General features: G+C 62.5%; 10 protein-coding genes. 6 read left to right on the top strand and 4 right to left on the bottom strand.

Translation table 11 applies throughout. The features are described 5' to 3' along the window. Window positions 1–485 precede the first annotated feature (485 nt). From V7S54_RS05420 to V7S54_RS05410, 3 genes are all read left to right on the top strand, one after another. The gene (locus tag V7S54_RS05420; protein ID WP_065376536.1) at window positions 486–1,484 is read left to right on the top strand and encodes an ABC transporter substrate-binding protein; all 999 of its coding nucleotides are present in this window, start codon (window positions 486–488) and stop codon (window positions 1,482–1,484) included. A gap of 298 nt (window positions 1,485–1,782) precedes the next feature. Continuing rightward, the gene (locus tag V7S54_RS05415; RefSeq protein WP_065376537.1) at window positions 1,783–2,694 is read left to right on the top strand and encodes an ABC transporter permease; all 912 of its coding nucleotides are present in this window, start codon (window positions 1,783–1,785) and stop codon (window positions 2,692–2,694) included. Next, window positions 2,687–3,733 (top strand): quaternary amine ABC transporter ATP-binding protein, encoded by a 1,047-nt coding sequence (locus V7S54_RS05410; RefSeq protein ID WP_065376538.1) that lies wholly within the window; start codon window positions 2,687–2,689, stop codon window positions 3,731–3,733. Before V7S54_RS05415 ends, V7S54_RS05410 begins: the two co-directional genes overlap by 8 nt. 251 nt (window positions 3,734–3,984) lie before the next feature. Here V7S54_RS05410 and V7S54_RS05405 read toward each other — a convergent pair whose 3' ends face one another. After that, entirely contained in the window at window positions 3,985–4,857 is an 873-nt protein-coding gene (locus V7S54_RS05405; protein WP_065376539.1) for a D-alanyl-D-alanine carboxypeptidase family protein, read from the bottom strand. Between the two features lie 479 nt (window positions 4,858–5,336). Here V7S54_RS05405 and V7S54_RS05400 point away from each other — a divergent pair, with 479 nt between their 5' ends. Beyond that, window positions 5,337–6,680, top strand: coding sequence for an O-antigen ligase family protein (locus tag V7S54_RS05400; protein ID WP_065376540.1), 1,344 nt, complete (start codon window positions 5,337–5,339; stop codon window positions 6,678–6,680). A gap of 83 nt (window positions 6,681–6,763) precedes the next feature. Then, the gene (gene bmt, locus V7S54_RS05395; protein ID WP_065376541.1) at window positions 6,764–7,777 is read left to right on the top strand and encodes a betaine--homocysteine S-methyltransferase; all 1,014 of its coding nucleotides are present in this window, start codon (window positions 6,764–6,766) and stop codon (window positions 7,775–7,777) included. A gap of 204 nt (window positions 7,778–7,981) precedes the next feature. Here the strand turns inward: bmt and V7S54_RS05390 are convergent, their stop codons facing one another. From V7S54_RS05390 to V7S54_RS05380, 3 genes are all read right to left on the bottom strand, one after another. Next, window positions 7,982–9,952 (bottom strand): acyltransferase family protein, encoded by a 1,971-nt coding sequence (locus V7S54_RS05390; protein ID WP_065376542.1) that lies wholly within the window; start codon window positions 9,950–9,952, stop codon window positions 7,982–7,984. Between the two features lie 180 nt (window positions 9,953–10,132). Further along, window positions 10,133–11,278 carry an aminotransferase class I/II-fold pyridoxal phosphate-dependent enzyme gene (locus V7S54_RS05385; RefSeq protein WP_065376543.1) on the bottom strand — a complete coding sequence of 382 codons (1,146 nt, stop codon included), beginning with the start codon at window positions 11,276–11,278 and terminating at the stop codon, window positions 10,133–10,135. A 105-nt stretch (window positions 11,279–11,383) separates the two neighbouring features. Next, a complete protein-coding gene (locus tag V7S54_RS05380; RefSeq protein ID WP_336408419.1) occupies window positions 11,384–12,019 on the bottom strand; it encodes a helix-turn-helix transcriptional regulator in 636 nt (211 codons plus the stop codon). 240 nt (window positions 12,020–12,259) lie between these two features. Between V7S54_RS05380 and V7S54_RS05375 the strand changes: the two genes are divergently transcribed. Then, entirely contained in the window at window positions 12,260–12,607 is a 348-nt protein-coding gene (locus V7S54_RS05375) for a hypothetical protein (protein ID WP_065376597.1), read from the top strand. The last annotated feature ends 277 nt before the right edge of the window (window positions 12,608–12,884 follow it).

Below are 12,884 nucleotides of genomic sequence, written 5' to 3'. Positions count from 1 at the left end.
CCGGCTTTTTTTGAATTTTTTTCGCGACATGCGCGACAATCGCCGTGACGCAATCACGACAGGAAACGTCAGGATCTCGACAGGGATTCGAACGATGTGGCGCATAGCGCCATTTTTTGCGGCAGGAATTGTCGTTATTGCTTAAATTCGGCCTTTCTCATGCTCAAAAACCGCCCGCCGGCGATGTCGCAGACAGAACGCGCAAAGAGCGGCGGCGACCCGACGTTCTGATTGAAGAGGTTGATTTCTCAACGAGAATACTTAGGCTTGGCTGGCGGTATAAGAGGAGATTGGCTGGCGACAGGGTTCCGCGGCCAGGGCTGAAAACGAACTCCCGCACCGTCCGCAGCAAGGGTGAACCTTGGCTTGATTTGATGCCGAACCCCAGGCTGCATGATTGCTCCGGGTGACGGAGGATGCTCGGCATCCGCCGTGGATTCCCGTTTGGATATTGGCTGCAAATAAAGACTGGGAGGTCTTGCAACATGAAGAAACTCCTCGCTTCCACCATTCTCGCCGCGGGCCTCTACGCTCTGGCGGGTTCGGCACAGGCTGCGGAATGCGGTGAAGTCAGCATTGCCGAAATGAACTGGGCTTCCGCCGGCGTTGCCGCCCAGGTGGACAAGTTCATTCTCGAAAACGGTTACGGCTGCACCGTGACGCTGGTCACCGGCGACACCATGCCGACCTTCGCCTCGATGAACGAGAAGGCGCAACCCGATATGGCGCCGGAACTCTGGGTCAACGCCGTACGCACGCCGCTCGACGCTGCGATCAAGGAAGGCCGGCTGATCGAAGCGGCCAAGATCTTGAGCGAAGGCGGCGTCGAGGGATGGTGGATCCCGAAATTCCTCGCCGACGCGCATCCTGACATCAAGACGGTGCAGGACGCCCTGAAGCATCCGGAACTCTTCCCGTCACCGGAAGATTCGTCGAAGGCCGCCGTTCACAATTGCCCGTCGGGCTGGAACTGCCAGGTCTCGACCGCCAATCTCTATCGGGCACTGGACGCGGAAAAGGCCGGCTTCCTGCTGGTCGATACCGGTTCGGCCGCCGGCCTCGATGGCTCGATCGCCAACGCCTTCGAAAAGAAGACCGGCTGGCTCGGCTACTACTGGGCGCCGACCGCCATTCTCGGCAAGTACGAAATGACCCGCCTCTCCTTCGGCGTCGACCACGACAAGGCCGATTGGGATGCCTGCACCGCGGTTCCGGATTGCCCGACCCCGAAGGTCAATTCCTACCCGGTCTCGGACGTCTTTACGGTCGTGACCAAGTCCTTCGCCGATAAGGCAAGCGTCGCCATGGACTATGTCAAGGCGCGCAAGTGGGACAACGGCACGGTCAACAAGGTTCTCGCCTGGATGGACCAGAACCAGGGCACCAACGAGGATGCCGCCAAGCACTTCCTCGAAGAGTTCCCGGATATGTGGACGCAGTGGGTGAGCCCGGAAGTGGCCGAGAAGGTCAAGGCGGCACTCTGATCGCAAGCTTGAGGCAGGCGGAGCGGCATGGACGCTCGCCTGCCCGTCCTTGCGACCATGTCCTGCAACAGGAACAATGGCGCCTGCCTGCGGGTTGATTTGAGCGCACATCGTTCCAGAGGCGGCGAACCGTGTGCGTTCGCGTCGTTATCAGCAAAGCGGACGCCACATTTCGCTGACACATTTTTAACGCCGGGGCCCGCAGAGGCCACGCAAGAAGTCTGCGCCCGCATCGAGACGATCGATGCCGATATGCAGCCGGCGAAATAAAAAACTTCCGGCCAAGAAGGGGAAACATATGGCATCCATCTGCAGTGTCTTGCCAGCTTTGCTCTGCAAGTTCCCTGCCATTGACGAGAGCACGATCCGCCTGGCACGCAAGACCGTCGACGACGGCTTCAAGGGTTTCGTGCGATCCTACGGCGATGCCATCGACACGGTGGTGCAGCCGCTTCAATGGTTTCTGAACTATCTCGAGAGCCTGTTCGTCGGCTCGCCCTGGATCGTGGTTCTGGCGCTCATGGTCGCGGTTGTCTATTTCGGCAGTCGCAACACCGCCGTCACCATCGGAACGGCGCTGTCTATGGTCGCCATCGGCCTCGTAGGGCTTTGGAACGACACGATGATCACGCTCGCCATGGTCACCGTCTGTACCATCATTTCGATTCTGATCGGCATTCCGATCGGCATCCTGATGGCGCGCTCGGATCGGGTCCAGTCTTTCGTCAACCCGACCCTCGACGTGATGCAGACCATGCCGAGCTTCGTCTACCTGATCCCTGTCGTGATGATCTTCGGCATCGGCAAGGTGCCGGGCCTGATCGCCGTCGTCATCTATGCCGTGCCACCGATGATCCGCCTCACCAATCTCGGCATCCGCCTCGTCGACAAGGAAGTGCTGGAAGCGGCCGACGCCTTCGGCTCGTCAACCTGGCAGAAGCTGAAGAACGTGCAGATGCCGCTGGCTTTGCCGACCATCATGGCCGGCATCAACCAGACGATCATGATGTCGCTGGCGATGGTCGTCGTCGCATCGATGATCGGCGTCGGCGGGCTCGGGAAGAACGTGCTGCAGGCGATCGCCAACCAGTTCTTCACCGTTGGCTTCCTCAACGGTTTTGCCCTTGTCGGCATTGCCATCATTTTCGACCGTACCAGCCAGGCCTTCGGCAAGCGGCTGCAGAAGCACTCGGAGGTTATCCATGGCTAGTCACGCGATCGAGGTGAAGAACCTCTACAAGATCTTCGGGCCCCGCGGCGGCGACTTTGTCGACGCCGTCAAGAAGGGCATGGGCAAGGCCGAGCTCAACGAGCAGCACGGCCACGTGCTCGGCCTGCAGGACATCAACATCTCCATGCCCGCCGGCAGCGTGATGGTCGTCATGGGGCTCTCCGGCTCCGGCAAGTCGACGCTGATCCGCCACATCAACCGGCTGATCGACCCGACATCCGGAGAAGTGCTCTATGACGGTGTCGACGTCTGCAAGATGAACGACGACGCTCTCCGGGAATTCCGCCGCCACAAGACAGCGATGGTGTTCCAGAAGTTCGCACTGCTGCCGCACCGCACCGTGCTCGACAACACGGTCTACGGGCTGGAGATCCAGGGCGTCGAGCGCAAGGAAAGCGAGAAACGCGCCCGTGGCTGGATCGAGCGCGTCGGCCTCAAGGGCTTCGAGAACCACTATCCGAACCAGCTTTCGGGTGGCATGCAGCAGCGCGTCGGCCTTGCCCGCGCGCTCACCAACGATGCCGATATCCTCTTGATGGACGAAGCCTATTCGGCGCTCGATCCGCTGATCCGCGTCGACATGCAGACCGTGCTTCTCGACCTGCAGAAGGAACTGAAGAAGACCGTCGTCTTCATCACCCACGATCTCGACGAGGCGCTGCGCCTCGGCGACAAGATCGCCATCCTGCGCGACGGCCGCGTGGTGCAGCAGGGCACCGGCCAGGAGATCGTGCTTTCGCCGGCCGACGACTACATCACCGCTTTCGTCAAGGAAGTGAACCGTGGGCGGGTGATCAATGTCGAGACGATCATGCGCCCGCTCTCGGGCAATGCCGAAGGCGTACCGCTCGTAACCGGCACCGTGCTGGAATCGGCCGCCCGCATGATGACCGCTGCCCGGGTCTCGAGTGCCCATGTGGTCGATGTCAACGGCCGCCCGATCGGCGCGCTCGACCTTTCCACCGTCATCTCCGCCATGGTCACGCCAACAAGCCACGAGGATCGCGCGGCGGCGTGAAACGGGATGATCGGGCTCAGCCACACCAGCTGACGAGGCGCCCCTCATCCGCCTGCCGGCACCTTCTCCCCGTTCAAACGGGGAGAAGGGACGCGTGGCGAGGTCGCATTCCCCAGCTCAACAAGATCACCCGGAACACCCGGCGCCATAGCTGGCGGTCAACCCAAGGCTGACAGTTGGCGACAGTCCGCGTCCCCTCGCCCCGCCTGCGGGGAGAGGGTTAGGGTGAGGGGCAGACTGTTCTTCTGCGATCAGTTGGTCGTCGTGGTCGCTGCCGTTGCCGCTGCAACCGGCTCGGCAACGCTTGCCGCGCTCGCGTCTTCCTTCGGCGGCAGGAACTTGTCGAGCAGAGCGATCATGTCGTCGTCGCGCGCCTGTGCAGTCTTGCCGCCCATGACGACGGCGACGAGGCGGGTGTCGCCGCGCTTGGCAGACGTCACGAGGTTGTAGCCGGAGGCGTCCGTATAACCGGTCTTGATGCCGTCGACGCCCTCGTAGCGCTTCATCACGCCGTTGTGCCCGCGCAGCTTCATGCCGCGGAACTCGATCGTCTTGTTGGCGAAGAGCTGGAACTCCTGCGGAAAGTCGCGCATCAGCGCGAGGCCGAGCGTCGCCATGTCGCGCGCCGTCGTCACCTGGGCCGGATCCGGCAGACCGTTGGCGTTCTTGAACACGGTGCGGCTCATGCCGAGTGCCTTGGCCTTCCGGGTCATCATATCGCCGAAGGCAGGCTCGTTGCCGGCAAGCGTCTCGCCGATCACGACGGCTGCGTCGTTGGCCGAAAGCACGACCATGCCCATGACCGCTTCGCGCACGGTGATCTGGCGACCGGCGCCGACGGCAAGCTTGAACGGCTCGAGGCCGTTGGCATGTTCCGAAACCGTCAGCTTCTGGTCCCATTGCAGGGTGCCGTTCTTCAGCGCTTCGAAGGCGAGATAGATCGTCATCATCTTCGTCAGCGACGCCGGAAAATTCAGCTCGTCCGCATTGTCGGCTTCGAGAATCGAGCCGGTTTCGGCGTTGACGACAAAATGCGCCTGCCCGGCGGCTGCATAGGACGCGCTGCCAAGGAGCAGGCTCACGGAGACCGCGGCAGACGCGACCATACGGATTAGGGACTGCATATCGTATTTTCTCGTTTCGACGCTATCGAACGACCTCGGGACGAAAATCGTGATCGAATTATGAAAGACATGCCGCTGAATACGGCAGCGGCCGCGTTTTCCACGGCCGAGACAATCCCCGCCTTTTTACGGGTAGGAGGCCCGCGCGGCAAGCACCTGCGGCAATCCGTCTGCAAATATCACATTCCCGGCGACTGAGGCGCCAAGCCGTCGCCCTACAGCGCCGCGCGTCTTATCAGACGCGCAAAGGTCGCTGTAGCACTTTGAATTGCTGCATGTTTTTGTCCTTTAACCGGCTACGGTCAAAGGAAACATGCAGTAGGCAACACCATCTCGCGCTTCACCGAGGTTTAACCTGATTGCGCCAAGGTGACTGTCTCTCCCTGCCCGGCCAGCCTCAACAGCGACACCGGCGTGGGTTCACAAACGAAGGCGTCGCCCGCGACGCGGCAAACCTGCTCCATCCGTTTCGGCACGCCATGCACCCGAACTCAGCCACGGCAGACCTATCCACCGAGCGTCAGCGGGTGCCGGCTGCTGTCGATGCCGGCCTGGCGGAGCTCGTCAACGGCATTGCCGCGCTGCTCTCGGGCCTTGGTCTTTTCCTCATCGTCTTCACACTGATGCCGTTTGAGGGCACGGTAACCACGAACCCCAACGCCGCCAACGAAGGCAATATCATCAACCAGGTCGGTTACCTGGTGCTTGGCGCGGTCTATCTGTTCGCCATGCTGCTTACGGTCGACAGGCGGATATTGGCCCGCCTGGTCTCGCCAAGCTGGATCGCGATCTTCGCGATCGCCTATCTCTCCTGCCAGCAATCCTATGATCCTGCGGCTTCCGCCCGCGGCCTGACACTGAGCCTCATCGCCATGATCATGGTGGCGGGCGTGCTGGTGCTGCCGAGGAGCGAGCGGGATTTCGTCAATGCCGGCGCCAACGCCATCCTGCTTCTGATCCTGATCGACCATGCCGCGCTTTTCGTGGCGCCGGATCGCGCCATTCATTCGGCCTTCGGCGACGAGCCCTGGCATGCCGGCTTCTGGCGTGGGCATCTGCTGCACAAGAACGTCTCGGCCCCGGTTTTCTCCATCCTCTGCATGTTCGGCATCTATTGCCTGCGCGCCGGTGCGCCACTGCGCGGTTGGGCAATCACCCTGCTTGCCGCCAATTTCGTGCTTCATACCGGCTCGAAGACAACGATCGGCTTCCTGCCGATCGCGATCGGTCTCGTCTTTGCCGGCCGTGCGGTTCGCAGCCCCGGGCTGATGATCCTCGCCCACCTCGCCATGTCGGCTCTGGTCTTCGGCCTGACCCTTGGCACCATCTATTCCGACACGCTGCTTTCGATCACCAAGGCACTGATCGACGACCCGACCTTTACCGGCCGCGAGGACATCTGGAAATTCGCCAGCGCCAGCATCGCCGAGCGCCCGTGGTTCGGCCAGGGCTATGCGAGTTTCTGGCTGTCGCCCGTCATCATGGGCATGGAAGCGAATTTCGAGGCGAGCTGGGACGTGCGCGGCATCGTCACCGGCCACAACAGCTATCTCGACGCGGTGCTGATGTTCGGCCTGCCTGGCGGGATCCTGATGACGGCCCTGCTCTTCGTCAAACCGCTCTTCGATTACATCCGCGCCTATCGTCGCCCGCAGGCGCGGATCTTTGCCGACTTCTGCGTGATGGTGGTCATCTTCATGACCTATAACGCCATGCTCGAAAGCTTCTTCCTCAATCGTGCCGACCCGATGTGGCTGCTGACCGCGCTTGCCGTCTTCGGTCTTGGGCTTGCCGGCCGCATGAGCATGCGCCGGCAACAATAGTCGCCTCCCTAACGCGGACGGCTTGCAAAGACATAAAGATATCTTTATATCTTGTTGCAATCTCTTCTAGCCGGGAAAAACCGATGACCGCAGCATCCAATGTCCTCTCCGCTCTCATTGCCGAAAAAGGCATTCTTCTCGCCGACGGCGCCACCGGCACGTCGCTCTTCGCCATGGGGCTCGAGGCTGGCGAAGCGCCGGAACTCTGGAACGAAAGCAAGCCGGAGAACATCACCAAGCTGCACCAGGATTTCGTCGACGCCGGCGCCGACATCATCCTCACCAACACCTTCGGCGGTACCCGCCATCGCCTGAAATTGCACCAGGCGGACGACCGTGTGCATGCGCTGAACAAGCGCGCCGCCGAGATCGCCCGTGCCGTTGCCGACAAGGCACCGCGCAAGGTCATCACGGCCGGCTCCGTCGGTCCGACCGGCGAACTGCTGATCCCGCTCGGGGCGCTTTCCTATGAAAACGCGGTTGCCGCCTTCGTCGAGCAGATCGAAGGCCTGAAGGCCGGCGGCGCCGAAGTCGCCTGGATCGAGACCATGTCCTCGCCGGACGAGATCCGCGCTGCCGCCGAAGCCGCAGCCAAGGTCGGCCTGCCCTATGTCTATACCGGCTCCTTCGACACCGCCGGCAAGACGATGATGGGCCTGCATCCGAAGGATATCCACGGTGTTGCCAGCGATCTCGGCAACGGCCCCGTGGCCGTTGGCGCCAACTGCGGCGTCGGCGCTTCCGACATCCTTTCCTCGCTGCTCGACATGACCGAAGCCGCCCCCGAGGCGACCGTGATCGTCAAGGGCAATTGCGGCATTCCCGAATTCCGCGGCTCCGAGATACACTATTCCGGCACGCCGCCGCTGATGGCCGAATATGTGCGCCTTGCGGCCGATGCCGGCGCCAAGATCATCGGCGGCTGCTGCGGCACCACCTGCGGTCACCTTGCCGCCATGCGCGTGGCGCTGGACGAGCATGTACGCCGCGAGCGCCCGACGCTGGACCTGATCATCGAAAGGATCGGCCCCTTGCGCAACAAGACCGCCAACGAGGTCGCCGCCCCCAACCGCGAGCGCCGTAGCCGCCGCGCCTGATCCGAGCGACAAGCCAAACCAAAAGCAAACGCCCCGGCATCTGTGATCCGGGGCGTTTGCTTTTGGGGATTGATGGACAGCGCCCGACAACGGCGCACGCCGTTAGAGTAATTCCAGGAAAAGTGTGAAGCGGTTTTCCGTCCGGAATTGGGCCATTTCAAAGACTTAGATCATTTCACTGATTCGACGAAACAATGAAATGATCTAGAGATCGGCGCTCCCGAAGAGCGGCAGACTGCCCGGCTCACGCCACGAAAGAACATCGCGCTCCGCCGCCTGGGTGAAGGATCGGTAGAAGTCAAAGGCGCGGCCCATCTGCCGGGACCCTTGCGCGGAGAAATGCCCGAAGTCCTCGAAGAGCGACACGCCCTTGTCCGCGACCTTGCAGCTATCCGCATCGCAGAGATAGTTCATGAAGCTGACGACCGGATACTCGTCGGCGATATCGGCGACAACCTTCAGCACGTCCTGATCGTACTTGCGCACGTCCTTCAGGGCCGGCTCGCAGCGCTGATCCGGCTCGCCGAGCAACCGTGCCCTGGCAACGCAGAGCCCGGTATCGCGGCCGTCATGCGGTGTCGGCGCCACGAAGACGGCTTCGAAACCATTGGCCTTCAGCCAGGCGAGCGTCGTTCGCAGGCCATCGCTGAGAAGGCTCACCTCCGACGGCATTTCCTTGCGGCCGTCGACGAGCACCGTCTCCTGCTGCAGATACTGGCTGAGCTGCGAGGACAGCACGACGTAGCGGATCGACCGGTTGGCGAGCAGAAAGCGGCGGACGTCGTCATTGTAGCGCGCGCAGTCCTGCGGCCAGTTGCGACCAAGCCGGGGAACGACGGGCGCCAGGTTCAGGAACGGCCCGCAATTGTTCTTGGCAAGCTGCACCAGCCGCACGTCCGGCTTCGAGGCGATGACGCCATCGACGAGGTGGCGGGCAAAGGAATCGCCCCAGACCGCGACTTCCGGCTTCGGGCTGGTGGCGCATGTGAGATCGGCGACGGCATCGCATTTCTTGCCGAGACCGACGCTCGGCTGTGTCAACTGCGCGAGCTCGCGGTTGCTGGCAACCAGTCCGTCCGAACCATCGAAGCCGAAGCCGAGTGCGATCGCCGCCGATCCGGCGGCAAGCGTCGCGCCGAAGACCGCGCCGCGCCCGATGCGCTTGGCTTTGCGGAAGGGCTGCTCGACAAAACGCCAGCTGAGATAGGCGAGCGCGAAACACAGCACGATCAAGAGCGCATAGCCTCCGGCCGGGATCCCGTCGATCGCCCTCAGCCGCGCGAAGGCGAAGACCGGCTGGTGCCAGAGGTAAAGGCTGTAGCTGATGAGGCCGATGGCCACGAGCGGCTTCAGCGACAGTAGCCGGCCGACGGCGGTGTCGCCGTGCGCAAAGGCAAGAACCAGCACCGTTCCGAGCACCACGGGCACCGTCGTAAAGCCGGGATAGAAGGCCGATTCCGGAACGAAGAGATAGCTCGCGACGATCGCGGCCAGACCAAGGCCCGAGAGCAGTTCGCGGCGGCCTTTTGCCAGATCGAGCCTATCGACACCCACAAGCGCAAGGGCCGCACCGATGCCAAGCTCCCAGAAGCGGCTGGGCAGAAGATAGAAATTCGCCGCCGGATCGACGCGCGCCAGGAGCTGCGTCATCGCAAAACTCAAGGCGACGAGAGCCAGCACGACCTTCAGCGCCGTTGCCGCAGACACGCGGCGCAGCACAAGCAGGAGCAGCGGAAAGACGAGATAGAACTGCTCCTCGACCGCCAGCGACCAGGTGTGCAGCAGCGGCATCAGCTCGGTGCTCGGCTCGAAATATCCCGTCTGGTCCCAGAACAAGAAATTCGAAGCGAAGAAATTCACGGCATAGAGGCTCTTGCCGAAAGTGTTGAGCTCCTGCGGCAGCATCCACAGAAGCGCGAATGGGATCGAAACGGCACAAACCAAGAGGAGCGCGGGCGCAAGCCGGCGGGCCCGCCGCTCGTAAAAGCGGACGATGCTGAAGCTCCCGTCGCGGATTTCCCGGTGGATGATCGAGGTGATCAGAAAGCCGCTGATGACGAAGAAGACGTCGACGCCGGCAAAACCGCCGGCAACAAGGCCGAAACCGGCGTGGAACAGGAGAACTGGCACCACGGCAAACGCGCGCAGTCCATCGATTTCGGGTCTGTAATGCATCAACAGGGAAGAAACACTCGGTGGCAGGAGCCGCTGGTTAACACGGTCCTAACGACAGGACCATTGCCACCGAGCCTATATCCACATTCGTGCGATTTCTGGGCACGGCCACAAATTTGCGCCGCGGCGACCGCAGGCCGCCGCGGCAGAAGACGAGATTCCGGCAGGCTGCAGGCAGCGTCAGGCGGATGCGCGAAGCCCGGTCAGATGCCGGCGCCAGGCATCGAGCCCCGTCTCGATATCCTTGCGGCCGAAGCCGACACGGAAGCGATCGGTTGCAACCGGAAGAAGATCGGAAACGAAGAGGCTCGAGGGAAGGAGAAGCACGCCCGCCTCCTCCACGAGACGCCGGCAATGGGTTTCGACGCCGTCGGCGCCGAGATAGCGGGCAAAACCGACGCAGCCTCCGTCAGGCGCCCGCCATTCATAGAGATCCGGAAACTCTGCAAAGAAGGCAGAAAGCTTGTCCAGATTGTCGGCGACCAGCGCCCGGTTGCGATCGAGGATCGTCGCGCGGGCCTTGAGCGCGATCGTCGCCAGCACTTCCGACGGGCGCGAATTGCAGATCGACAGATAGTGTTTCATCTTCTCCATGCGCTCGAGCAGCGCGTGGTCGCGGCAGGCGATCCAGCCGATCCTGAGGCCCGGAAGCCCGTAGGCCTTGGACATGACGTTCAGCGAGATGCCGCGCTCGAAGAGTTCGGCTGCCTGGGGCAGGCGCAGCGCCGGATCCCGCTCCAGGCCGCGATAGACCTCGTCGCTGAAGAGATGGATGCCGCGCTCGGCGCAGAGCGCCGCCAGAGCCCGGAACGTTTCCTGGTCGGCGATGGCGCCGGTCGGGTTGTTGGGGAAGTTGATGCAGATCAGCCGGGTGTTGGGCCTCAAGGCAGCGCGCACGTCGGCGATATCGAGCCGCCAGTTGTTTTCCGGCCTGAGCGGCACGCCGGTAACGGCGCCGGCGATCGTCACCGGCAAAGTTTCCATCGACTGATAGTTCGGCACCGTCACGATCGCATGGTCACCCGGCCCGAGCAGCGCCAGCATGGCGCAATAGAGCCCCTCCTCTGCGCCGGCGAAGCAAAGGATGTCTGCGGCCGAAAGCCCTTCATAGGTCGTGGCGATCGCTGCTCTCAACGCCGGCGCGCCATAGGTCTCTGTGTAGCCGAGCGTAACACCCTCCCAGGCGGCGCGGTCCTCAGCATCGGCAAGTGCCAGCAGATCGCTCATGCTGGTCGTTTGGCTGTCGCTCGCCGTCATATGGTGGCGGGCATTGAACTCCCAGCGGGAGAAATGGGTTTCGAGCCGGAAATCGGGCAAGGTCGTCATGGAAATCTCCTCCTCTCGGCGCCCGACGGCGCGCGAAACGGTTGCAGATCAGCCAACTCCGGAGAGACGCGAAGCGGTCTCCGTCCGGAGTTGCGCATGTTTCAATCAGGGTGCCTCGCCGCGTGCCGCAGCAAGATAATTGTAGATCGAGGCGCGCGAGGCGCCGATGAGGCTTGCCAGGTGATCGACGGCATTGCGCGTCTGAAACAGTCCGCGCCCATCGAGCGCCGCCACCAGCGCCACGCGATCGCCGCGCTTCAACGCCGAAAGTGCCAGCCCCCGCTCCTTCAACCAGCCATGCAGGGTCGCATTGATCTCCTCGCGCCAGTCCCGCGAAAACAGCGCCTGCGGCCTTGGCTGCTCGGCGCCGGCAAAAGCCGAAAGCAGCTTCACCGCCGTATCGATCATCGACATGTCGAAATTGATGCAGAGCAGCCCGACCGCTTCGCCCGCCCCGTCACGCAGCACGGCGGAGATCGACTTGAAGCGGCGACCATCTGCGCCGGTCTTTTCGTAAGGACCGAGCACCGCGTCGGCGCCGCCAACCGCGGCAAACTCGTCCTCGATCAGCGAATCTTCGCCGACCGCGCGACCGGAGAAACTGTTCCATATCCCCGCTATCGTACCCGTCTTGAGATCATGCAGCACCACCTCTCCATGCGGGTAGAGCAAGGCGCTGATCGCAGCAGCCGTCGGCGCGTGCGTGGCGAGGATGGAGGCAAAGGCGGGTGCAATGGTCATGCCCGCTTATTTCCGAATCTAGACTAATTGTCAATATTGGATGATTTGTTCAAAAGCTGCATATGCGCTGCAGCTTGCGCAGCGATGGCCGCTGGCCTATCCCCGATGACAGGAAGATTCGCTGCTTGCCAGTTCGTACCGGAAACGGACGAAACCATGCAGCAATTCAACGTGCTACAGCGACCCCATGTGCGCCTCGCAGAGCGCGCCGCGCGCTCGGAAACGCAGACGGAGACTTACATGAACGCCGGCCCCGCCTCCTTTCCCGACCGGGATACCGTCGCCGAGAAGCTTGGGGCATTTAGCGAAGCGGACCAATCCTGCCTGCGCCTGCTGATGGAAAACCCCGAGCAGGACGAGCGTCTGATGGATGGCCTCTATCGCCACCTCGACCTCGCCTCGGAGGCCAAGTTCCTGAACTCGCTTAAGCTTGAAAAGCTCGGCGAGTGGCTGGGCAGCACCGCACCCGCCCGCCTGCAGATGCGGCTGCTGGAAGCCGGCCGTTCCAGCCAGCACGCCGCCTACCAGGCGTTCAAGGCCGGGCTTTCGAAGGCCGGCGGCCCGGACCGCGCTTTTCCGAAGGCGTGAAACGACAGCCCCCTCCTCGATATGAGCTCGACCACCGTGGGGGGGCGATAGTGCAGGCTCCAAACCTCTACGCCCTCATCCCTGTGCTTGTCACAGGGATCCAGCCGCGCCGCGTCGGCGGCGCAAGGGAATGATCAACATCCAAGAGCCAGGATTCATTGACGGCGCAGACGCGCCGTCGCTGGATTCCTGTGACAGGCACAGGAATGAGGGTGGCGGAGGCCGCCAATCGCCCCTCACCCTAACACTCTCCCCACGGGCACGGAGAGGGAACTAG

It is taken from the genome of Ensifer sp. CCNWLY38 (assembly GCF_037120565.1).
GTDB classification, from domain to species: domain Bacteria; phylum Pseudomonadota; class Alphaproteobacteria; order Rhizobiales; family Rhizobiaceae; genus Ensifer; species Ensifer adhaerens_H.
The sequence above is the reverse complement of the archived record's forward strand: the minus strand, read 5'-3'. Positions and strand labels throughout refer to the sequence as shown.